This is a genomic window from Vibrio sp. SCSIO 43140, from assembly GCF_023716585.1.
GTDB lineage: Bacteria > Pseudomonadota > Gammaproteobacteria > Enterobacterales > Vibrionaceae > Vibrio > Vibrio maritimus_B.
Genome location: NZ_CP071850.1, coordinates 3,356,992 through 3,381,743, shown reverse-complemented (window position 1 = coordinate 3,381,743; position 24,752 = coordinate 3,356,992). Strand labels below are relative to the sequence as shown.

Here is a 24,752-nt window from a genome sequence, read left to right as displayed (position 1 = left end):
ATGTTTGTTGCTCGATTTATTTCACTCGATCTGCTTCGTCAGTTTTCAGAGTCTATTCAAGTATCTGAAATGGCGTTGAAAAACCGTCATACGTTGCCACTGCTTTGCTTCTTAGTTGTGGTCGCTTTCTCGCGCCAAATCCCCTCGCGATCCGATTGGGATCGCTACTTTCCGCAGATAGACATGAACCAATTTGGTTTTGGCGACAATCTTAGGCTCTGTATACAAATCTTTTGGTTATCGGTTATCAAGCAAGACTTCACGTGGAAAGATTGGACCCTAACGCGTCACTTCAATGCGATAAGAGCAATGAATGCTCGTTTCTTTGGGCTATGTCGGCGCTTATCTGCGCGTCTTGTGACAAAAATTGATGATAGGCTTGAAGGGCGAGGAGTAAAACGCAGTGCCAACCATTTTGTGCCAGATAGTTTGCTTTATGCCGTCCTATTGATTCTTACCGCACTTTGCTTGACAGTGCCTTTCTCGATAACTGCCCAGGTTGTTTTTGTCAGTGTACTCGCAGTAGTGGCTGCCTCTGTTCGGGGCGTCAAAGGGCGTCTGCCTAATATGTTGCTTATCATCTTGTCACTGATTGCGTCGTGTCGCTATCTCTGGTGGCGATATTCATCGACTATCAACTGGGATAAAGATCTGGACATGATCTTGGGGCTAGTACTGCTCATGGCGGAAACCTACTCTTGGATGGTCCTGCTTCTCAGCTATTTCCAAACGATCTGGCCTTTGAATCGAACGCCTGAAGCGTTACCTGAGGACTCTAACACTTGGCCAAGTATCGATCTGTTTATTCCTACCTATAATGAAGAGTTAGAAGTTGTTCGTGCGACCGTTCTGGCAGCGACAGCCATTGATTGGCCAAAAAACAAAATCAGTATCTATATCCTTGATGATGGTAAAAGGGATGATTTTCAAGCGTTTGCGGAGCAAGCTGGCGTTGGCTATATCCGACGGCCAACCAACGAACACGCTAAAGCGGGTAATCTAAACTACGCCCTCAAGCGCACTCATGGCGACTATGTTGCAATATTTGATTGTGACCACATACCGACACGTGCATTTTTCCAAGTCACTATGGGAGCGTTCTTAAAAGACGATAACTTGGCACTCGTACAGACCCCTCACCACTTTTTTTCGCCGGATCCATTTGAGCGCAACCTATCGCGCTTTAGACAACTGCCAAATGAAGGCAACTTGTTCTATGGTTTGATTCAAGATGGTAACGATATGTGGGATGCCGCCTTTTTCTGCGGGTCGTGTGCCATCCTGCGACGTGGCCCTCTTGAAGAAGTGGGTGGTGTTGCCGTGGAAACTGTGACAGAAGATGCGCACACAGCACTCAAAATGCATCGTTTGGGCTATCGCAGTGCCTATCTCAAAGAGCCTATTTCGGCTGGCCTTGCTACCGACAGTCTGTCCGCTCATATCGGGCAGCGTATCCGATGGGCTCGAGGTATGGCTCAAATCTTTAGGACGGATAACCCATTGTTTGGGAAAGGACTTTCTTGGCAGCAGCGACTTTGTTACCTTAACGGTATGATGCACTTTTTAAGTGGTATACCGCGTTTGATTTTTATGGTCGCGCCACTGGCTTTCTTGATATTGGATGCCTACATCATTTATGCGCCAGCGCTGGCTATTGTGCTGTTTGTCTTGCCGCACATGTTTCACGCGAACGTCGCGAACTCGCGGATACAAGGTCAGTATCGACACTCTTTTTGGGGTGAAGTGTATGAGACGGTATTGGCTTGGTACATTGCGATTCCTACGACGGTTGCCTTGTTTTCACCTGGAAAAGGTAGCTTCAATGTGACCGCTAAAGGCGGGTTGATTGATAAGCGCTTTTTTGATTGGGACATCAGTAAGCCCATTATTGGTTTGTTATTGCTTAATTTGACAGGATTTGCTGTCGGAATCTTCCGATTGTTTGACTACGAGTTTACAGATACCACCACCGTTTTAGTCAACCTGTTTTGGGTGATGTACAACCTCATTGTTCTGGGTGTGGCGCTGGCTGTAGCTGCAGAAGAGAAGCAGGTACGTATGGCGCATCGAATTGATGTCGATTATCCCGTTTCGTTTATGACGACATCGGGTCATCACTATCCTGCTAGATTAAAGGATTTTTCGTTTAGCGGTCTTGGAATGCAAGTGGACCCAAACATTAATATCCAAAACGGCGATGAAGTTTTGGTCGCCCTGGAGCGTTATGGAATCAAAGAATCGTTTCGCTGTGTCGTCCGTTTTAGTCGAGATGGCGTCATTGGTGCAGAGCTATTACCAATGACCATGGAGAAAGAGAAGCGCTTTGTGCAATGTACATTTGCTCGCTCTGATACATGGTCAAAGTGGCAGCAAGCGTATGAGCAAGATAAACCATTAGAGAGTTTGAAAAGCATGCTTTACGCGAGTGCGATTGGCATCAAGAAAATGATTGAATTTAGCCCTGCTATGGTTAAAACGGTCGTATTTAAGTGGTTCGATATGGTGGCAAGCGTTGCCTCTTATCGCCCTCGCTGGATTGTATAGGAACAAAGAATGAAACTGATTCATGCTTTATCGGGGTTACTACTAGGTGCGGCATCTATGTTGTCGACCTCAGTGTGGGCCGATTTTGTTGATACCTCGACCAAGCAAGTGAGCTATACCTTCAGTGAAATAGCTGGTCCGTCATCGATCTCGATAAAAGGAAGTGGCGGCACTGCTTATCTAGGCTTTGGATCACGACTTGATCAGATAATCACTGGCGGCTCGCTGAATTTAGAGTTCGCTCCATCTCCTGCGTTGCGCGCTCGTGTCTCTCATTTACGTGTCTATCTCAACGAAGAGTTGATGGATGTGGTGGATTTCGCGCAAAGCGACTCGCCGCTGTTAACCAAAGTGATTGAGCTAGATGGGCGTTTTTTTAAGAACTACAACCAGATTAAATTTGAGCTAATTGGTCGCATTGATGAAGAGTGCAGTGACGCTAGCGATCCTGCATTGTGGTGGGAGCTGGGCTCAGCGAGCCGTATTACTCTAGATGTTCGCGATATTGAAGTCGCCAATGAACTCAGTTTGCTTCCAGCGCCTTTTTTTGATGCTCGTGATCTAAAAGATGTGAGCATTCCAGTCGTAATGCCGTCAGATTTTGGCTTACAAAACCTGCACTCAGCGTCAGTGGTGGCGTCATACTTTTCAAGCCAAGCAAATTGGCGAGAGGTGAGCTTTCCTGTATTCCAACAAGAGACGCCGAACCATCATGCTATCGTGTTGGCGACCAATGACAAACGCCCTGAGTTAATTAAGGACCTGCCAGAGATCACTAAGCCGACTATCCAGATGGTGACACACCCCAGCGCGCCGGGTAAAAAGCTGTTACTAGTACTTGGTAAAGATGAAGAGCAGTTAGCGTTAGCAGCGAAAGGGCTTGTTGCCGGTAGTCAGTTGATGTCGGGGGAGGTGGCGTATATCAACAGTGTAAATAAGGTTGCACCTCGCAAACCCTATGATGCGCCCAATTGGCTACCGACTGACAGACCCGTGAAGTTCTCGGAGCTTATCGAGGGGAACTATCAATTAGAATCACAAGGCGTTGAGTTACCGCCGATTCGAGTGAGTTTCACTCTGCCTCCTGACTTGTTTACTTGGAACGCGAATACCGTTCCAATGAAGCTGAGCTATCGCTATTCGCCACCGCTGAAGGGCAGTAAAACGTCGCGGCTTAATATCTCGGTTAATGACCGTTTTGTGCGTGCGTTTCCGCTAGATGAGAATAAAAGCGAGGGGGAACAAGATACGTGGCGTGTGCCTATCTTAGGCAGCGAGTCGTTTAGTGCGCGTTCATCAACACAACTGCCAGGTTTTAAAATCACCGAGAATAATACCGTGGCGTTTAATTTCCAGATAGCCAACGTGTCAACGGGGATCTGTGAGGGGGTGGGTCCGTCTATCTATTATGCGGCGGTAGACGGTGATTCGACGCTAGATTTCTCAGGCTTTCCTCACTACATCCGAATGCCAAATGCTCACTCTTTTGTGAGCTCTGGGTTCCCATATTCACGAATGGCGGACTTATCAGAGACATCCGTTGTGATTTCGCCAAAACCAAGCAGCGAAGAGGTCGAGCTGTTATTGAATACTGTGGGTTTAATCTCGAAAAAAACGGGCCTCCCAGCCTACCAGTTCGATTTGTTGGAAGATTGGGATGAAGCGAGCTTAGTTGATAAAGATATTTTGGTTCTTGGCGTGCAGGCCGCTGACAAATTCAAACTGACATCGACGTCCTTAGCGCATGTGAGTTCTAGTGAGTTAGGGCGTTTCATTGAAGCCACTGCAGTTTCTGAGAAGCCGCAAGCGCAGGGCATAGCGAATTTATCTGGTCGCCAGGCAACCATGAGTGCCAACGTGCGAGCTCGCGGTGAGTTTGCCTCTATTGCAAGTTTCGAGTCTCCACTGACTAAGCAGCGCACCGTTACTGTTTTGTCGGCCCGTAATGATGCGTCGGTGCCATTGCTCTTTGGTGCAATGAATGCGCGAGCGGATACTATTAGTGGCTCTGCAGTTGCCATCACTCAGAATGACATCACTAGTCATCAAGTAGGCGATTACTACTACGTAGGTCAACTGCCACTGTTCGATCTTGTGTGGTATCACTTTTCTGATCGCCCAATGCTAATGGTTGCCGTGGCTTTGTTGTTGGTCGTTGCATTTACCATGTTGATGTGGCGAATGCTGTCTCGTTATGCCAAGCGACGTTTGGGAAATAAAGGAGCTTAGCTATGAAGTCTTGGATTACGACCCTAGCTCTTTTGCTAAGCGTGACAACAACCGTGGTGCACGCAGATGAATGGCAAGATTGGAGCCGTTTCAAGGCGGTTTACATGACACCAAAAGGGCGCATTGTCGATGGTTCGGATAAGCGGTTGATTACGACATCGGAAGGGCAGTCTTACGCCCTGTTTTTTGCGCTGGTGGCAAATGATCGTAATGCGTTTGATCTGCTTTATGACTGGACTCAACAGAATTTGGCGCAGGGTGATCTCACCGCTCGTCTTCCTGCTTGGTTGTGGGGAAAAACCAGCCAGGGATACGGTGTGCTCGATGCTAACTCTGCTTCTGACTCAGATTTGTGGATTGCGTATACCTTGATCGAAGCTGGGCGTTTATGGGGTGATGACTATTATCAGAATGTCGGCTATTTGCTAGCTGAACGTATTTTGCGAGAAGAAACGGTCGTTTTTGGGCCAGGTAACAGACAGCTTTTACCCGGTAAACAAGGCTTTGAACTGCAAGGTAAGGTCAAGCTCAACCCTAGCTATACTCCAATGCCATTGTTAGCGGCGTTTGCATCGCGCGACACCAAAGGAGAATGGAAAGATCTTTATCAAGGGTCACTTAAGCTTTTGACGACTAGTCAGGCGAAAGGCGTTAGCCCGGATTGGTTGCTATATGATGGTAATGCCATTAGTTACGACCAACAGACGACCGACATTGGTAACTACAATGCCATTCGAAGCTACCTTTGGGCGGGTATGATGCCGAATGCAATGGATGGTTATCAGCCTATTATCGATTCATTGACGTCTTTTGCGAAGCAGTCGATGACTCAGGGCTTTGCACCGCTTAACACCTATGCTCAAACTGGAAGGCTAGAGAAGAAAGGCCCTGTGGGCTTTGATGCTGCCCTGTTACCTTTACTAATGATTCACTCGTCAACGGACGTGGCAGACTTGTGGGCAAATCGTATCCGCACAAATCTAGTAACGGATCGCAACGATGAGTACTACAACAACGTGTTGGCATTGTTTGGTTTGGGTTGGTATGACAACCAGTATCGCTTTAGCGATACGGGTGAGCTATCGCTCCCTTGGGCTGAAAAAGGTGAACAGTAACAGTGAAGGCGGTATCAACTAAGATAGCAGCGACAGCATTAACCGTTTTCAGTACCTCCGTCTGGGCGGTGGATGTGCCATCGATCTTTTATAGCAACGCGCCAGATTGGCTAGAAAACCAGATTGTGATTGGTGAGCTCAAACAAGATGAAACCTTAGTTGAAGGCGCGGTAGAGCGTTGGCTCGCTATTGCACCAAATAGTCCAGAGGCTGTGTTTGCGAAAGCGCGTTGGTTGGTGCGAAATAACCAGCTACAAGAAGCACAAGCGTTATTTGCTAAGCTTGATAAGAGCACTAACTTAGAGTTGGTGTCTGCTTTTGGTAATTACTTATCCCTACACTCCACCCAACAAGACCAGTACAATCAGGCGCTGTTACTGCAGCGTGGTGGTCAGAATGAAGCTGCGTTGGAACTGTTTGAGAAGCTTTATGGTCCTCATCGCCCTGATATTAGCAGTGAACTGAGTTATTTAGGACTAAAGTCGACGTTTCCAAAGTATGAACAAGAAGTGCTCGAATCTTATGAGGAATTAAATAGGCGTTTTCCCGACGTAGGGGAAATTAGACTGGGTCTTGCTCGACACCTTTCCCGCTATGGACGAGAGGAGGAGGCATTAGCCATCTATCGAGAGCTTGCCAATGACTCCCGATTGGGGGTGTTCGCGAGTACGTTGTGGATGAATGAACTGCAGACTCAACCCATGTCCGAAGAGTGGATGGAGACGTTTGAGCTGATTGCGAGTTATCACCCCGAAAACCTGTCTATTCAGCAGCAGTACGAGACAGCAAGACAGAACTGGCAGCGTGAAAAAACACTAAGAAGAGATCCGATTTATCGAGGTAAGCTCGCTGCGTTCGAGAGTGTTGAGCAAGGTCAGTACAACAAATCGACGTTGAACGCCTTACTCGCTGCCAACCGCAAGTATCCCAATGATCCAGACACCCTGACAGCTTTAGGGCGTTATTATTACAGCATCAATGATTTCCAAACATCGCTCGATTACTTCCTAAAGGCACAAAAACTCGATGATTCGCCTGACCTTATTGACTTCTACGAGGCTGAAATTCGCTCTGTACGTTTCTGGCAAGCGCTTGATGCCGCAAGGCGCTCTTTAGGTGCTCAGCAATATGCACAAGCAATGCAGCAGGTCGATGTAGCGATCTCTCTCGATCCGCAACAATCCTTCGCCTATACCATCAAAGGGCGAATTTATCTTGGACAACAAGAGTATACGTTAGCTCACCAAGCCGCGAATAAAGCGTTGACGATAGAACCTTCAAGTAGTTCAGCAATACAGTTGTGGGTGCAAACCTATGACCCTGAAACGGGCAATAGAGGAGAATACGAGGCGCTAAACACCCTGAGCCCATCTCAACGAGCTCAAATTGAAGCGTATGCCGCTGAGGTAGAGCATTTGTTTGTCTACGACCAACTGGTCGCTAGCAGTGAGCTACCCGAAAGTAACGAACAGTTTCGAGAACAGTTCAGAAAGGTACTGGAGAGCAACGCTTATTTACCTTGGGTAAAAAGAAACATTGCCGAGCAAGTATTACGTTTGGGTAACTCTCGATTGGCTGATAAGGTGATGACAAACGCCTATCAGGCACATAAAGATAGTGAGCATACTCATGCTTATGTACTCTACCTATCAGGTCAAGGACGCTGGAGAGAAGCGTTTGATGTCATTAATGCCTCCGAGGCTCAGCAGCTGACGGCCGCTGAAGTTGCAACGTTTTCTAGAGTGAAACTCGAATACTATCGCCAGCAAATTGCTGCACAAGGGTTACGAGGTGATGATCTCTTCCGTTACATTGATGACGTTGCGAAAAAGGATCGCCCTAGTGCAATCGTGTTGTGGTCCGAAACGCCATTTGATGAACGTGCACAGGCTGAAATGGATGCTGTCGACGTGGCTAAGCTCTCTATTCCCGAGCTGGAGTTGATGTCACAAGCGGCGTTTGATGTGAATAATGCCAAGTTCCATCAGTCGGTGTATCAAGAGGCAAAACGAAGGAATGCTCTCTCGTCGTCGATGACTCAGCGACACAGCTTGTTTGAAGCAGATAGACTGTTAGCGCAGCAGAAAACCAAGCAGGCGTCTGAGATTTATTTGGCGTGTTTAGAGGAAGGCTTTCCTATTTCTGACGCCCGAATGAGTGTGTGGTTGGCCGCCTCACCCGAATATGTTGACCCTGTGTTAGAAATTCAGGCTCAGCGTGTGTTCGAACTCAGTGATGAGCAAGTGGTAAGTAGCCTATCAATGGCGCTTCAAACCAACAATAAGCCTTATATCAACTTCTTTAACAACCATTTGCCGTTAAAATCGCTAAGCGCTTTTAATTACTGGCAACTACAAGAAGCATCACTTGAGCAGCCTAATGACGTATTGACGAAACAGTATGCTCGCCAAGCATTGCTTTTGGACGACAAAGAGCGACTCGGACTCGACCGTACCCGTGATATCGGTAGCGCCTATCGTGCAGCAGACGACAATTGGATGACCAATGATATCATTGCCACATTGGATCGTTTGGATGAACGACACGAGTCATATTTCATTGTTGGCTCAGAATTTAATAATGTTCCAGGTGGCTCAAAGTACCTAACCGTCCCGTTTGAGCTTGGGATTGCCATGCCTGAATGGAACGGTCGACTTAAGCTTAGAACCGATAGCGTGTACCTCAATAGCGGCTCTTTGACGTACTACAATACCAATGTTGAATTTGAGCGTGATCGAGTAGGGCAGGCGTTTTCGATTGGTTGGGAAGCGGATAACTGGCAAGCCGATATTGGTACTACGCCCGTTGGTTTTCGTTATACAGACTGGGTTGGTGGTATCGAAGGTGTGACCGAGTGGGGAGATGTTACATTGAGAGGCAATCTCTCTAAGCGTCCGGTTACCGCGAGTTTGATCTCTTATTCGGGCCTATCTGTTACCGAGCGCACAGGGGAGACGACGGAGTTTGGCGGGGTCACTCGCACTGGTGCGACATTGAGTGCCTCATGGAATGATGGTCGCCCCTATGGGGTCTGGGGTTATCTTGAATACCATCAATTGACAGGCAATAATGTTGCCGATAACGATCGTACGTCAGGCATGCTCGGGACTTACTACAACTTTATCAGTACTGATGAAGAAGCCTTCTCGTTAGGAGGCACCGTGTTCTATATGGGATACGATAAAAATGTCAATGAAGTGATTATTGGCCATGGTAAGTATTACAGCCCGCAAAACTATACGTCGTTCTCTGTGCCCGTTTCCTACTATCGACGTCATAGTTTTGATTGGACTTATGGAGTGAGGGGAACGGTCTCATTCTCCAATGCGTCGTTTGATGCGCCATACAATATTCCAGGTACGTCTCCGTCAACATCACAAGGGGTCAGTGCTGGTTTGCAGCTTTATACTGAATATCGGATCAGCGATCATTGGAGTTTTGTCGGTTATGTATCACAGCAATTTGCGAGCGATTACCAGCCAAGCGTCTTTAACGTTTATCTCAAATATCACTTTGATTCGAACTGGCGCAAAGCACGACTTCAACCGGATCCACTAAGGTTATATGCGGACTATTTCTAGTCCGCCGTCTGGCTATTTTTCCCTGTTCTTAAAGAACTTGGCACGCTGTGTGACCCACTTGTGAGCCCAATCTACTGGCGCATTTTGGTAAGCACGTTCAACTGATTGGCTAAGTGTGCGAACGGAAGGGGTGTAATCAATGGCGTTTTTCACCCCTCCGAGCGCCGCAATATCATTGCTGGTCAGTGAGCGAGGTGTGAACATGAGCGAGTTTAGGTAGACCTCGCCCGACTCAAACTTACCGTCAGCTGTATCAGTAAATAGCACAAGCCCACTTCTGTCCATCGCCCAAAAGTGCCCCAAACCGGCATAACGCATAGACGCAATAAAGTCGCCATCGGCATAGAGCTTGTACGCGACGTCTCCTTCACTGGATGCAAAAAATACCAAGGCAATTCGATACCAAGTATTAGGCTCAAAATAACCTTCATATTGTGGTGAGACTCCAATATCTCCTTCTGGAGAGAGATAGATGTTGGGTTGACCATCGTCGTCGTTGGCATCGACAAGGGCTCGGTATTTGTCACTGGCTGGCCATAGAGCATCGAAGACCAAGGTGTAATTCGAAATGCGGTCAAGACTCGCGAAATCACCATTCGCTGCATGTTGTGTCGAGAGCTCAAAACGACCATTGCTCAACGCCGTCAGGGCTCCGAGCTTGATAATGTTGCCGATACTACCATCAGGCAGTGCAGGAACCGAAAGTGACTCTGTGGTGCCGCAGCTAAGCAAGTTGCTACCGCAGAGCAGAGCATCGCCAAGTTCATCAGTGAGTTCCACTGATGAGGCTTGATTTTGCTCTGTGGCAAAGATGTCACTGCTGTCTGAGAAATTCCAGATTGAAGTGGTGTTGGGGGCATCTTGGTCACAGCTAAACAGTAGGTCATCGGCATCGAGGTATAAGCAGTTCGCCGTGCGTGAACGCGCATAGTTATCAAAACTCTCCCATGCTTCGGCTATTAGTTCTGCTTCTTCCTTCGTGTAGTAACTCGCATTGAAAAAAAGCTCTGGATTCCAGGCCGCTGACTTGAATAATCCAATGTTGTAATTCTCCGTTACATCAATATCGTTTACTGCAGGACCTCGATAGGCAAGCTCAGTGTCAGATTCAATCATGTTAATCAGCTCATTTCCGCTAACGATGACCTGATATAAGGCGCTGAACCCCGGCGTGTTGGACGGCTGGCGCTCAATCGGGTAGGCGTTGTGAAAATCCTCTTGTGTCAATGAGCCAGGGGCCCAAATCTCGCTGTCTTCGATCTCATCGCGGTTGAGGAAACTCGCGTTAATTGTGTAACGTTTTGCTGTCTTCGGAGCGGTAAAGTCGGTCAGGCTGGCATGAAGGATGTCGAGAACTTGGTCGCGTGAGGGCTGTTTTTGAGAAATTGCGATTTCAGTGCTGGCGTCTGGCGCATAGGTTCCCATGATGCTATCGATCTTGGTTTGAGTGGTTTGATCGATAGGTGAAGATTCAGCAATACTTTGTGGTTGAGGATCGCTCGTCGTCGCGGTTTTAGTGGCAAGATCAAAGGTAACCGTAATGTCGGTGTAACCTTTAGCATTAAAGTCAGGTAACACAACCGTACTGTTGTTAATACGAGTTGTGGTCGGTGAGTCATGGGTATGCCCGCCAAGGACAAGGTCAATACCATCGACAAATTCAGCCAAAGCGGTATCCGTGCCGTGGCCGAGGTGGCTGAGCATAACCATGTAATCGACCTGCTCACCATAGGCTGAAATGAGCTCTCTTGCGCGGTTGTTCCAGTCCCAACGCATGCTAAAATCGTCAATAAAATCGCCAGGAGGCGTGACTTCTTGGTCTAGTTCATTCCATGGCCCTGAGGTCATACCGAAAAATCCGACCTTAACACAGCCCACCTCTGCAATCGCAAAGTCGACACCGTTAAAGCCTTCCGTATCGTTCCCATAGTAGGATGTATTCGACGCGAGCACGGTCGCTACGTCGTCTCTTGAATACTCTAATAACTGTTCAGGGCCCCAAGCAAAATCGTGATTACCGATAACGCGATAGTCGAATGCGAGCGCCTGAGTTGCTTCGAGTGTCGCGTAACCCCCAGACAATTGCTCTGCGACCGTACCTTTTTCGTAGTCATCGCCACCGTTGGTAAACAGCGTATAGGCGTTGTCGTCAAGGGCAGACAGGTGTGCCTGTTTGATCTTGCTATAGAATTGTTCTCGATAACCAAAATGGCCATGTAAGTCTGCGACGTGTATGAATCGAATGGTTTGTGACACTGCGCTTGGGTCACAGTCAGGACCATGCTTTTTGGTTGGTGCGGTAGGAATTGGGTCTCCCAGGGATACCGAACTGTCGTCATTACACCCAACTAATGAGGCGGATGCTAAGGCACTAGACAAAAGCAGAACAGTAAAATGCGAACGATTCATAGTAATTATAAACTGGTGGAATATCCCCATAGAATACCAGATTGCGGGTCACGGGTTATCGTATGTTGTCGCGTTATTGGTGGGTTTTATGGTTTGGTTCGCATTCGCGGCTTAACGAGACGGTTTTTTTAGGGCGAGGGGATGGCATTGAGCGTATTTATGAAGGCTGGCTAATCGCATCTCGCCAATAAATCCTGTGAATTTTTTGCGTTAAGTAAGGAAACTGTAAGAAAATGGGGGTTTCCTCCAATGTTTCTGCTTCAATGCCTTGCTGTGATGGCGCGGCATTGGTACATTTAGTGCAATTTTTGTCTTCTAATTCTTGCAGGACGAGCGAAGAATATGTTTAAAAAACTGCGTGGCATGTTTTCTAACGACCTATCGATTGATTTAGGTACTGCCAACACACTGATTTATGTAAAAGGACAGGGTATCGTCCTCGACGAGCCTTCTGTTGTAGCTATCCGTCAAGACCGTGCGGGTTCAGCGAAGAGCGTTGCGGCCGTTGGTCATGCAGCGAAACAGATGCTAGGTCGTACACCTGGTAACATTTCTGCCATTCGTCCGATGAAAGATGGCGTAATCGCTGACTTCTACGTGACTGAGAAAATGCTTCAGCACTTCATCAAGCAAGTGCATGACAACAGCGTACTTAAGCCAAGCCCTCGTGTACTTGTCTGTGTCCCTTGTGGTTCTACTCAAGTTGAACGTCGTGCGATTCGCGAATCGGCACTGGGTGCGGGTGCGCGCGAAGTGTACCTAATTGATGAGCCAATGGCAGCGGCAATTGGTGCGGGTCTTCGCGTGTCTGAGCCAACGGGTTCAATGGTGGTCGATATCGGTGGTGGTACGACTGAAGTTGCGGTTATCTCGCTAAACGGCGTTGTTTATTCATCGTCTGTTCGTATCGGTGGTGACCGTTTCGACGAAGCGATCATCAACTACGTTCGCCGTAACTACGGCAGCTTGATTGGTGAAGCGACGGCTGAAAAGATCAAACACGAGATCGGCTCTGCGTATCCAGGTGATACTGTTGAAGAGATCGAGGTTCGTGGTCGTAACCTTGCAGAGGGTGTGCCACGTAGCTTTAGCCTAAACTCAAACGAGATCCTAGAGGCACTTCAAGAGCCACTCACGGGTATCGTATCTGCTGTGATGGTTGCGCTAGAGCAATGTCCACCAGAGCTAGCATCGGATATCTCTGAAAACGGTATGGTACTAACAGGTGGCGGTGCACTGCTTCGTGACCTAGATCGCCTGCTAACAGAAGAGACGGGTATTCCAGTTGTTATCGCTGAAGATCCACTCACGTGTGTGGCTCGTGGTGGCGGTAAAGCGCTAGAAATGATCGACATGCACGGTGGCGATCTATTTACAGAAGAATAATGGTTTCTCTCTAGTTTTGGTGTGGCACTAAAACTAGAGTCCACATCAAGGTTATGCGTACATGAAACCAATATTTGGTCGAGGTCCTTCTTTACAACTTCGGTTATTTCTTGCTGTTACATTATCAGCCGGCTTAATGCTGGCTGATAGTCGTTTAGACACATTCTCAAATTTTCGCTACTTGTTGAACAGTGCCGTGGCACCGATTCAATATGCGGCTAACCTTCCTCGCTCGATGTTTGACGGCGTTTATGAACGCCTAAATACCCGTCAGGGCTTGGCAGAGCAAAACATTAACCTCAAACGAGAGGTGCTTCGCTTAAAAAGCGATTTGATTTTGCTTGATCAATATCGTGAAGAAAACCAACGCTTTAGAGAACTTCTTGGCTCATCATTTGTCCGAGACGAGAAGAAAGTTGTCACCGAAGTAATGGCGGTCGATACCTCTCCGTATCGCCACCAAGTGGTGATCGATAAAGGCCGCATTGATGGCGTTTATGAAGGTCAGCCGGTGATCAATGAGAACGGTATTGTCGGTCAGGTTACCTTTGTTGGTGCTCACAACAGTCGAATTATGTTGCTCACTGACTCGAACAGCGCGATTCCAGTTCAAGTTATCCGAAATGATATTCGTGTTATTGGGTCAGGTAATGGATCCATTGATGAAATACAGTTGGAACACATTCCAACCAGTACGGATATTCAGCCTGACGATCTACTCGTCACCTCTGGTCTTGGTGGCATCTATCCTGAGGGGTACCCGGTGGCTCATGTCAAATCGGTTCAACGTGACAATCGCCGAGAGTTTGCCAATATCGTCGCGGAGCCGGTAGTGGATTTTGACAGATTACGCTACCTACTGCTGATCTGGCCAAATAACGACAGGCAACAGCAAGAAGTGGAAGATATCCTCAATGCAGAATAAAGGATTAACACACAATCATGGCTAACAGTTCATTTCGCAGTCATATGGTGATTGGCACATCGTTGTTGGTCGCACTCGTTCTGCAAACTATTCCCTGGCCTGGCGTATTGGATTTCATCCGTCCTTCATGGCTGTTTTTAGTACTCGGCTATTGGGTGCTGGCCTTGCCGCATCGTGTCAATGTGGGTACTGCTCTGTTTGTCGGCTTAGTCTGGGATCTGCTTGTCGGCTCTACGCTAGGTATCCGCGGAATGATGATGTCGATTGTCGTCTACGTTATAGCGTTAAACTTCTTAGTACTCAGGAACATGGCGCTATGGCAGCAGGCAACCATCATGGCATTGCTTTCTATGGTGCTCGAAGTGTGCATCTTTTTCGGCGAGTATTTGATCCAAGACGTGACTTTTAATCCGATGTCGCTGTGGAGCGGTCTGATTAACTGTATACTTTGGCCATGGATGTTTTTACTGCTGCGCCGTGTAAGAAGGCATTGGCATGTCAGATAGGGCTCACTCTTTGAATATTGTATTGGCGTCGACGTCACCTAGGCGCCGTGAATTACTGACTCAACTGGGTTACGATTTTTCGATTGTCAGCCCAGACATTGAAGAGCAAAAGCAGGTGAGTGAGTCACCTGAGCAATATGTTGAGCGCCTATCGCTAGAAAAAGCGCAAGCCGGGTTAGCATTAAGCAAGCCCAATAGTGTGGTTGTCGGCTCTGATACGGTCGTCGTGCTTGACGAGACGGTATTAGAAAAACCGAGTGATTTCAGTCACTCTAGAGCTATGCTCAGCAGCATGTCCGGACGAAAACACCAAGTACTGACAGCGGTCAGTGTAGTAAGCGAATTAAAGCAAGTATCGGTGGTTGTGACGACCGATGTATGGTTCAAACCCCTTGGCGAACAAGAAATAGAACAATATTGGCAAAGCGGTGAACCCAAAGATAAAGCTGGCAGTTATGGTATCCAAGGATTAGGTGGGCGTTTTGTCACTCGTATCGAGGGCAGTTATTACGCTGTTATGGGACTGCCACTGTATGAAACTGACCAGCTCTTGCAAGAATTTATAAATAATTAAAAATATTGAGGTGCGCTCATGAGTGCAGAGCTGTTGATAAACGTAACTCCTAGTGAAACAAGAGTTGCGATGATTGAAAGTGGAATTTTACAAGAAGTCCATATTGAGCGTGAAGCAAAGCGTGGCATCGTTGGTAACATCTACAAGGGTAAGGTAAGTCGCGTTCTACCGGGTATGCAGGCGGCGTTCGTCGACATTGGTCTAGAGAAAGCGGCTTTCTTGCATGCCTCTGATATCGTTCCCCACACTGAGTGTGTTGCCGAGAACGAGAAAAAACAATTCCAAGTTCGCGATATTTCTGAGCTGGTTCGCCAAGGTCAGGATATTGTTGTGCAAGTCGTTAAAGACCCGCTAGGCACCAAAGGCGCGCGTCTCACTACCGACATTACCTTACCATCTCGTTATCTCGTCTTTATGCCGGGAGCCAGTCATGTTGGCGTGTCTCAGCGCATTGAGAGTGAAGAAGAGCGCTTGCGTCTAAAGCAGGTTGTCGCTGAGTATTGCGATGAAAATGGTGGCTTTATCATCCGAACTGCGGCAGAGGGTGCGAATGAAAAAGAGCTTGCCCAAGATGCTGCTTTTCTAAAGCGACTTTGGCTCAAAATTAACGAGCGCCGCACTAAATACAAGACACGCTCTACGTTATACGGTGAATTAGGCTTAGCTCATCGTATCTTGCGTGATTTTGTCGGCACAGAGATCACCCGTATTCAAGTCGATTCTCGCCTTATCTACGAGAGCCTAAAAGAATTCACTAGTGAGTTCGTACCTGAGTTGGAATCTTTGCTCGAGCTGTACGAAGGTGATAAGCCTATCTTCGATATGTTTGACACTGAGAATGAGATTCAGCGCTCACTGGAACGTAAAGTCGATCTTAAATCTGGTGGCTACCTGATCATCGATCAGACCGAAGCCATGACCACAGTGGATATCAACACGGGTGCGTTTGTAGGCAGACGCAATCTAGAAGAGACCATCTTCAATACCAACGTGGAAGCGACGCAAGCTATTGCTCGTCAGCTGCGACTTCGCAACCTTGGTGGCATCATTATTATCGATTTCATTGATATGGGGCTTGATGAGCACCGTCAGCGTGTTTTGACGTCATTGGAAGCTGCGCTAGCCAAAGACCGAGTAAAAACCAACATCAATGGCTTTACTCAGCTTGGTTTAGTCGAGATGACTCGTAAGCGCACACGAGAAAGTATTGAACATGTCCTATGTAGCGGTTGTCCAACATGTGAAGGGCGTGGTTCAGTGAAGACGGTCGAGACAGTCTGTTATGAGATCCTAAGAGAAATCACGCGCGTCAACCGTGCTTACGATGCTGACAACTTTGTGGTTTATGCCGCGCCAGCTGTGGCGGATGCGCTTGAGGGTGATGAGTCACATGCGTTAGCTGAACTTGAAGTCTTTATTGGTAAGCAAGTGCGTATTCAAGCAGAGCCTTTGTATATTCAAGAACAATTTGACGTTGTTATGATGTGATGAGAAGTTTGTGAGTCCTCGCGTTAATCAAATCGTACGCCTATTTCTTTGGCTTTTACTGACCGTGTTGGTGCTGCTTGCCTCCACGGTCACAGTGCTGCGTGTGGGCTTGCCACAACTCAATAAAATCCAGCCTGAGATTGTCACTTGGATCAATCAGGGGACCGGACTTAACGTCTCGCTTAAAGATGTTCGCGGTTTTTGGCGAAATACCCACCCCTCCATCTCACTTCAAGGGGTCTCCGTTGGCCTGCCTGATAGCCCTGAAACTGAGTTCAAGGTGGCGAACCTAGAACTAGAGTTCGACCTCATACAAACTCTATTGCAGCAGCAACCCGTACTTGCCGACATGGTCATCAATGACATGGTGCTCGATGTTCGTTCGGTGGATTTGCTAAAAGCAACGGAGAGTACGAATTCGGAGCAAGATAAAACGCCAGCCAAAAGTGGCGAGCAGTTAATTCAGCGACTCGACAACTTGTTGCTACGTCAATTGGACCGCTTCACCGTCGCTAACTCGAGTATTCATTACACCTCGATCTCGGGCGAAGCGCGTCAACTTGAAATCGAAAATCTTCAATGGCGCAATGAGCAGCGTCGTCACCTTGCGCAGGGGGTGGTATCGATTGCCGATGTGAACCTCAATGCGCTCGAGGTGCGTGCTGACTTTGTCGACAATGGTTCTTTAACAAGCGTCAGTGGCGATTTTTATGTCTCCGTTGAACAGATGTCATTGACACCATGGCTATCACAAGAACAAAGAGAGCAAACTGGCATCGAAACGGGGTCAGTCAGTTCACGAGCTTGGTTAAAGCTTGAGGGGAGCAAAGCAAAAGAAGCGTATCTTGAAGTATTGCCTTCAGAACTTTCTTGGTCAAAAGCTAACACACAGCATGATCTCATTGTCGAGTCGGCGGTACTGCACCTTTTGCCATCTGAATCTGGTTGGCAACTGAACGTTCACCAAGTCAACGCTCGAACCGATGATATTGCTTGGCCAGAGCTCGATGTCGCGGTGGATTGGAATCGTGATAATCAGTGGCAGGTGAATGTCTCTCAATTGGACGTTAATGCACTTAAGCCATTAACCACATTGAGCAACAATGCAGCTCTAAATGACTGGCTAACTAAGCTGAACCCTGGTGGTCGTATTGAGGACATACGTGTCTCCCAACTTGAAGGTGAGGGGTCACTGAAGTACTCAGCCAAGTTGCAGCAAGTATCCATGTCACAATGGGCTCTGTTGCCTGGCTTTTCGCAGGTCTCTGGTCAGGTTCGCGGTAATACTGAGCGAGCTTATGCTCGCGTATCAGTGATTGATGACAGATTCCCATACGGTGATGTGTTCCAAGCGCCCTTGAATATCAAACAAGGTCTTGTTGATATCCATTGGGAGAACCATGGTGAGCAAGGTTGGTCACTCTGGTCAGATAAAGTGACGGCCGCAACGCCTGACCTTCAAGTACTTGGTGCATTTAGGCTCGATTTTCCAAAAGACGACAGCCCATTCCTATCCTTTTACGCTGAAGCAGACTTGTACAATGCCGGTGAAGTATGGCGTTATCTCCCAACGCTGGCGATGGGACAAAGTCTGACAGATTACTTGTCTGCAGCCATTCAAGCGGGTCGCGTAAAAACATCAAAACTGCTTTGGTACGGCAGATTGTCTGATTTCCCGTATCGAGAAAACAACGGTATGTTCCAAGCCTTTGTCGGCTTGAGAGATGCGAAGTTTAGTTTTGATACCAATTGGCCGCCGCTTACAGACTTGCAGCTCGACCTATTGTTCCAAAATGAGAGCATGCACCTTGATTCTCGTGCTGCAACACTAATGAACGTTAAGGGGCAACGCATCACAGGTCGTATTCCTGTGCTGAGCGGAGATGGCCACCTAGAGATTGAAGCGAAAGCGAAAGGCAAAGGCAGTGCGGTACGCGATTACATGACTGCGTCGCCATTAGTCGACTCAGTCGGTGCGGCGCTGACGGCCGTGCAGGTGAGTGGTGACGTCAATGCCGATTTCCAGCTTTATATTCCGTTTTCAGGCGATAGCACGCCATCACGAGCGTGGGGTTTTGCTGAGCTGAGTAATAACCATGTTGAAATCGATGCGCCACCTATGACGTTAGAGCAAGTGTCTGGTCGAGTTGAGTTCGATAATGATGTGGTCAAAGCAACAGGATTGTCGGCCAACTTACTGGATCAGCCAATCAACCTTGATTTCCAAGGCCAGAATGCGGGCAAGGGCTATGCGGTGAACATTGATGCCGTGGGCGATTGGAAAACAGCACCTTTAGAGCCGTATATCGGTGACAAAGTTGTCAGCCGATTAGCAGGGCACTCACCTTGGCATTTGGATGTCGATATTCAGCTCAATGACGTTGGTTTTACTTATCAATTGGATCTCGATGCCAACCTAACGACCATTGCCAGCCAGTATCCTTATCCGCTCAGCAAGGCATTCGGTGAAAAAGGCAAGGCACGACTTCAGGCATCGGGAAATCAAGAAAGCATCTCTGCTCGACTGCAGTTGCCTTCGGTTAAGTATCAGACGGAAATTGATATCACCAAAGACGTCCCTGTTTTAGAAGCGACGAACTTAGTACTCGGTGAGGGCGGCTTCAAGATTAGCCCGATTGTCGGTCACTACGTGCAGGTGCGCTCGGATAAATTGAACCTCGACCAATGGAGTGAAGTGTTCAAAGAGCCGCCGAGCGATAAAAAAGCTGTACTGGATGATTTACCTAAGCCAGAACTTCCGTTGCCAAGAAGAGCAACCGTTGAGGCGAAGGAGCTGACTTTAGGAGGTATCGAATGGCACGATGTGGACTTCGATGCTAGATACAAGAAAGGGGGCTGGCAGTTCTCTTTAGATAGCCAAGAGGCGAAAGGGGAAGCGAGTTATAGCGACAATAACGAGCTGCACTTAGCGCTTAATCGTCTACACATCTATGTGCCAGAGCTCGATGTGCTTGCTGAAGAAGATGAATCGATCATCACGCAAGATAACCCACAAGCACCATTAGTGACTGACTTTGAGCGCTCACTATTTGACGTATTGCCTGATACACAACTAACGATCGATAACTTTTGGTTCCAAGGCTATAAAGTGGGCAAAGTGGATATGGATGTGGAACGCTCAGGTAACAAGCTTGTTTGGAACAAGCTTAACCTATCTAGCGGAACCAACCAGGTTAATATCGACGGCAGTTGGCTGGTGTCCGGTGACCAGAATAAGACTAAGGTGAACTTTAAGGTCAAGGGTGAGAACAACAGCGACCTAATGGAGCGATTTGGCATCACCTCTGGTATTCAGCGTGCACCATTTGAGATGGACGCTAAGTTAGATTGGGAAGGTGCGCCTTGGTCAATGCGCCTTAATACCGTGAACGGAGAGATGGACACCAAACTCGGCAAGGGGGTTATCTCAGATGTCAGTGGCGCTGCTCGATTATTAGGCCTGTTCAGTTTAGACTCGATCATACGCAAGATGCAGCTCGATTTTACCGATGTGTTTGATAAAGGGATGGCGTTCAACTCCATCACAGGTTCCGGTAAGATTCGCGATGGTGTGTTTGTGACGAACGACATCATGATGGATGCGGTCGCGGGTGAAATGAAGATCAAAGGCTTAGCTGAGTTGCCGACACAAACTGTGGATGCAGAAGTGAGCTTCACACCGGATATGACCTCGGGTATTCCAATTATCACCGCCTTTGCTGTGACACCCCAAACCGCGTTGGTCGTTTTGGCAGTAACGACGGTTATCTCTCCGGTTGTTGAGGTTGTTACCCAGGTTAATTATTCGGTCAAAGGACCACTAGATTCGCCAACGGTTAGCGAGATCTCCCGAAGTAAAGGGGAATACAAGCTGCCAGAGGATCTAAAGCAGGAGAAATAGGAATTCGATGAGCAAGGAACGCTTTGGAATCATTCAAATGACCTCAGGGCCCGATCCTGAGAGCAACTTTCAACACATTAAGGAGAAAGTCGCTTTTTTGGCCGATAAAGGGATGCGTTGGATATTAACGCCTGAAAATGCTCTGGTGTTTGGGCAAAGAGAAGACTATCACCAGCACGCAGAGTATTTAGGTCAAGGGACGTATCAAACAAAATTGGCTGAGCTTGCTAAGCAATACAAAGTGAATCTGATCATCGGCAGTTTCCCTATTCGGGTGTCTGATAAGGAAGTCTCTACCACAACGTTAGTTTTTGATGTGAACGGTCAGCGAATGAATCACTATGACAAGCTGCATATGTTTGATGTTGACGTCGACGACGGTCATAGAAAATATCGGGAATCCGAGACGTTTAAGGCGGGAGGTAACATTGCCATGGTACCCACCGATTTCGGCGCGATAGGTCTATCTATTTGTTATGATTTGCGTTTTCCTCACCTATACTGTGCGTTGAGAGCACAAGGTGCAAACGTCATCGTCGTGCCCGCCGCCTTTACAGCGGTGACGGGCAAAGCGCACTGGGAAGTGCTGTTACGTGCAAGAGCGATAGAAAACCAGTGCTGGATCATTGCCGCCAATCAATGTGGTACGCACCCTTGTGGAAGAGAAACCTGGGGGCGTTCTATGGTGATATCTCCATGGGGGGAGATTCAAGGGCAACTTGAACAGCAAGCCGGCACCATTACCGCTGAACTGAATTTTGATGTGGTTGAAGAGGTGAGACAGAGTATGCCTGTCGCAAAACATATCCGCTTCGAACAGCATCTACACTAATTATACTTACAAAAGAGTAATCAAATATGGAACGCATAGAAGACGCGCTATTGGGCCCAACTGGTCTTTCTGAGCAAGACATTGAAGCGACACTGGCAAGTATTGCGACCCGCCAAATAGACTATGCGGATATCTACTTTCAATCCAGCTGGCATGAATCACTCGTGCTAGAAGACAGCATCATTAAAGATGGTTCGTTCAACATCGACCGAGGTGTGGGTGTTCGAGCTGTAACGGGAGAGAAAACGGGATTTGCTTATTCCGACCAAATTACACTTGAAGGCCTGAAACAGAGCGCGATAGCCGCTCGTGGTATCGCGCAGCAAGGCCAAAGCGCGCAAGTGAAAGCGCTAACGCGTAGCGATAATCAGGCTTACTATGCTGCGGTAAACCCGCTAGAGAGCTGGGAGAAACAACAGAAGACAGAACTGTTGAAACAGCTCGATGCCTATATCCGAACCAAAGAGCCGTTGGTAAAAGAAGTGTCTGTGAGCCTCAGTGGCGTCTACGAGCAGATGCTAGTCGCTGCAACAGATGGCACGTTTGCTGGTGACGTTCGCCCGCTTGTTCGTTTATCTATTAGCGTATTAGCGCAAAAGGGTGAGCGACGTGAGCGCGGTAGCGCTGGTGGTGGCGGTCGATATGGCTATGATTTCTTCCTATCTACGGAAGAAGGCCAGCAGGTTGCCTATAACTATGCAGACGAGGCGATTCGTCAGGCCTTGGTTAATCTAGAAGCGATTGATGCTCCTGCTGGCACGATGCCGGTTGTACTGGGCTCGGGCTGGCCGGGTGTGCTGCTTCATGAGGCGGTGGGCCATGGCTTGGAAGGCGATTTCAACCGTAAAGAGTCCTCGGTATTCTCTGGTAAGCTTGGCGAGCAAGTGACTTCTAATCTTTGCACTATTGTTGATGACGGCACACTGCAAGATCTTCGCGGCTCACTCAATGTCGATGATGAAGGTGTCCATGGTCAGTACAATACGCTTATTGAGAACGGCGTACTAAAAGGCTACATGCAAGACAAGCTTAACGCTCGCTTAATGGGTGTGAACCCAACAGGTAACGCACGTCGTGAGTCATACGCACACTTGCCAATGCCGCGCATGACCAATACCTATATGTTGCCAGGTGAGCACTCGCCAGAAGAGATTATCTCAACGGTTAAAAAAGGTCTTTATGCACCTAACTTTGGCGGTGGCCAGGTCGATATTACGTCTGGCAAGTTCGTATTCTCGGCTTCAGAAGCTTATCTTATTGAAGATGGTAAGATCACGGCCCCAGTAAAAGGCGCTACCTTGATTGGCTCGGGTATTGAAGCCATGCAGCAGGTTTCCATGGTTGGTAATGACCTGAGCATTGACCGTGGCGTTGGCGTTTGTGGTAAAGCCGGTCAGAGTGTGCCTGTTGGTGTTGGTCAGCCAAGCTTGAAGTTGGATGCACTAACCGTGGGTGGCACGGACTAACTTCCCTCGTTCTACCACAAAACTGTCATTCGATAGCCCGTCATCCTCGCGAAAGCGAGGATCTCCCACAGCGCGTTATACGCTGAAAGAGATCCCCTTTTTCAAGGGGATGACGAGTATTTTTATGGCGAGGTATTGTCATTCCGCGAAAGATTCACAAATTCTCCTCAGCAAACTCTGCCAAGCGACTGCGCACTACACCGTTAAGGTGGATGTTGGCACTGCCGCCAAAGTTTTTAAAGCGTTCTACCATATAAGTCAGCCCTGAGGTGACTGGGGTTAAGTATGGCGAGTCGATCTGCGCTAAGTTACCAGAGCAAACAATCTTAGTGCCTTCACCACAGCGCGTGATAATGGTCTTGATCTGCGACGCCGTTAGGTTTTGACATTCATCAAGCAGTACAAACGCGTTTTGAATCGAACGACCCCGCATAAAGTTAATCGATTTGAACTGAATATTAGCTTTATCACAAATGTACTTCAGAGACCCTTCTGTACAATGGTCATTCTTATGCAGCGCCTCTAAGGTATCGGTGATCGCAGCTAGCCAAGGCATCATCTTTTCTTCTTCTGTGCCCGGTAAGAAGCCGATGGACTCGCCTATGTCTGGCGTGTTTCGGGTGACGATGATCTTATCGAACATGCCTCGTTCAATCGTCATTTCCAACGCTGCCGCCATGGCAAGTAGCGTTTTACCACTACCGGCTGCACCAGTTAGGATAACGAGATCGATGTCGGGGTCGAGCAGGGCATCCATCGCCATACCTTGATAGATGTTTTTAGGTCGAATATCCCAGGCTTGGCGACACAGCATCCGTTCTTGGCTCAAGTCGCGAATCGTGACTTTTTCGCCATCAATATCGGCAACACGGCCTGCAAAATCACTCGATTCATCAATTAGGTATTGGTTAATAAAGGTTGGGTCGATAGCCTCTCGGTCGAAGGTGTGATACGTCTTGCTCGCTAAGGTTTTCGTTTCCACTTCATCGATGTTCTCCCAAAAAGCCCCTTCTGATTTTTGGAAACCTTTGGTGAGGTATTGAACATCGTCGATCAATTGGTCGGTTCGGTAGTCTTCGACAAAACGCACGCCTGCCCCTTTGGCACGTAAGCGCATGTTGATGTCTTTGGTCACCAACACGACTTCACGTGGGGAGCGCTTGTTCTGTAGGTACAATACGGCATTAAGAATGCGGTTATCACCCTCTTTGTCGGCAAATGCTTTGACCGTTTCTTGCAAGACATAGTCTGCCAAGATAGAGATGGTTCCAGTTGCATCTAAATTACTCGAAAAAGGAATGCCCTCAGAAATTTCATCTGGGGTGGCGTCTTTGAAAATATCTTCAAGTGCTCGTATGGCGACTCGAGCATCTCGCGCTACGTCTCGCTTACTGTCTTTTATGCGATCGAGCTCTTCGAGTACCGTCATCGGAATGACAACGTCGTGTTCTTTGAATGAAAAAATGGCGTGAGGTTCGTGGAGAAGAATATTGGTGTCGAGAACGAAAATTTTACGGTCGGTATCGCCCATAGAGTCTCCTTGCCGCAACTGGCGCTGGTCCTTTGCGGTTAACTCGGATGGGGATCGAGTCAGACTGTCCTTCCGTGTTGCATTCGTTTACTGCGCTAATCGCTCTTAAACGATGCTGGGGATCTACGCTGGCTCTGATTTCCTATCCTAGTGAGTCAACCGTGATGCGTTCAATCTGACAAAGTCGATTGAACCTGATTCCCTGTAAACCATGCGAGAGATGCAACTATCAGGGCTTGGCGAGTAGTGGCATATCGCTTAGGTT

The 24,752-nt window shown here is 48.0% G+C and carries 14 protein-coding genes; 12 read left to right on the top strand and 2 right to left on the bottom strand.

The window, feature by feature from the left end:
• Genes bcsA through J4N45_RS16115 form a run of 4 tightly spaced genes read left to right on the top strand, consistent with a single transcriptional unit; the run spans window position 1 to window position 9,469 of the window.
• Window positions 1-2,544 carry a UDP-forming cellulose synthase catalytic subunit gene (bcsA, locus tag J4N45_RS16130; protein WP_252012506.1) on the top strand — a complete coding sequence of 848 codons (2,544 nt, stop codon included), beginning with the start codon at window positions 1-3 and terminating at the stop codon, window positions 2,542-2,544.
• Between the two features lie 9 nt (window positions 2,545-2,553).
• A complete protein-coding gene (gene bcsB / locus J4N45_RS16125) occupies window positions 2,554-4,773 on the top strand; it encodes a cellulose biosynthesis cyclic di-GMP-binding regulatory protein BcsB (protein ID WP_252012504.1) in 2,220 nt (739 codons plus the stop codon).
• 2 nt (window positions 4,774-4,775) lie between these two features.
• A complete protein-coding gene (gene bcsZ, locus J4N45_RS16120) occupies window positions 4,776-5,888 on the top strand; it encodes a cellulose synthase complex periplasmic endoglucanase BcsZ (protein WP_252012501.1) in 1,113 nt (370 codons plus the stop codon).
• Window positions 5,889-5,890: 2 nt separating this feature from the next.
• A complete protein-coding gene (locus J4N45_RS16115) occupies window positions 5,891-9,469 on the top strand; it encodes a cellulose synthase subunit BcsC-related outer membrane protein (protein WP_252012499.1) in 3,579 nt (1,192 codons plus the stop codon).
• A gap of 12 nt (window positions 9,470-9,481) precedes the next feature.
• Here J4N45_RS16115 and J4N45_RS16110 read toward each other — a convergent pair whose 3' ends face one another.
• A complete protein-coding gene (locus tag J4N45_RS16110; RefSeq protein WP_252012497.1) occupies window positions 9,482-11,878 on the bottom strand; it encodes a metallophosphoesterase in 2,397 nt (798 codons plus the stop codon).
• 342 nt (window positions 11,879-12,220) lie between these two features.
• Between J4N45_RS16110 and J4N45_RS16105 the strand changes: the two genes are divergently transcribed.
• The 8 genes from J4N45_RS16105 to tldD all read left to right on the top strand — a co-directional run bounded on the left by J4N45_RS16105 (window position 12,221) and on the right by tldD (window position 22,956).
• Entirely contained in the window at window positions 12,221-13,264 is a 1,044-nt protein-coding gene (locus J4N45_RS16105) for a rod shape-determining protein (RefSeq protein WP_042473407.1), read from the top strand.
• Window positions 13,265-13,325: 61 nt separating this feature from the next.
• Window positions 13,326-14,189: a rod shape-determining protein MreC gene (mreC, locus tag J4N45_RS16100; RefSeq protein ID WP_042473408.1), complete on the top strand. Its 864-nt coding sequence runs from the start codon at window positions 13,326-13,328 to the stop codon at window positions 14,187-14,189.
• A 17-nt stretch (window positions 14,190-14,206) separates the two neighbouring features.
• Window positions 14,207-14,695, top strand: coding sequence for a rod shape-determining protein MreD (mreD, locus tag J4N45_RS16095; protein WP_042496399.1), 489 nt, complete (start codon window positions 14,207-14,209; stop codon window positions 14,693-14,695).
• Window positions 14,685-15,269, top strand: coding sequence for a Maf family protein (locus J4N45_RS16090; RefSeq protein WP_252012495.1), 585 nt, complete (start codon window positions 14,685-14,687; stop codon window positions 15,267-15,269). Before mreD ends, J4N45_RS16090 begins: the two co-directional genes overlap by 11 nt.
• An 18-nt stretch (window positions 15,270-15,287) precedes the next feature.
• The gene (rng, locus tag J4N45_RS16085) at window positions 15,288-16,757 is read left to right on the top strand and encodes a ribonuclease G (RefSeq protein ID WP_252012485.1); all 1,470 of its coding nucleotides are present in this window, start codon (window positions 15,288-15,290) and stop codon (window positions 16,755-16,757) included.
• Window positions 16,758-16,767: 10 nt separating this feature from the next.
• Window positions 16,768-20,658, top strand: a complete 3,891-nt coding sequence (locus tag J4N45_RS16080) for a YhdP family protein (protein WP_252012483.1) — start codon at window positions 16,768-16,770, stop codon at window positions 20,656-20,658.
• Window positions 20,659-20,665: 7 nt separating this feature from the next.
• Window positions 20,666-21,490, top strand: a complete 825-nt coding sequence (locus J4N45_RS16075; protein WP_252012482.1) for a carbon-nitrogen hydrolase family protein — start codon at window positions 20,666-20,668, stop codon at window positions 21,488-21,490.
• Window positions 21,491-21,516: 26 nt separating this feature from the next.
• Window positions 21,517-22,956 (top strand): metalloprotease TldD, encoded by a 1,440-nt coding sequence (gene tldD, locus J4N45_RS16070; protein ID WP_252012480.1) that lies wholly within the window; start codon window positions 21,517-21,519, stop codon window positions 22,954-22,956.
• Window positions 22,957-23,110: 154 nt separating this feature from the next.
• Here the strand turns inward: tldD and J4N45_RS16065 are convergent, their stop codons facing one another.
• Window positions 23,111-24,487 carry a PhoH family protein gene (locus tag J4N45_RS16065; RefSeq protein ID WP_042473421.1) on the bottom strand — a complete coding sequence of 459 codons (1,377 nt, stop codon included), beginning with the start codon at window positions 24,485-24,487 and terminating at the stop codon, window positions 23,111-23,113.
• Window positions 24,488-24,752 lie beyond the last annotated feature (265 nt).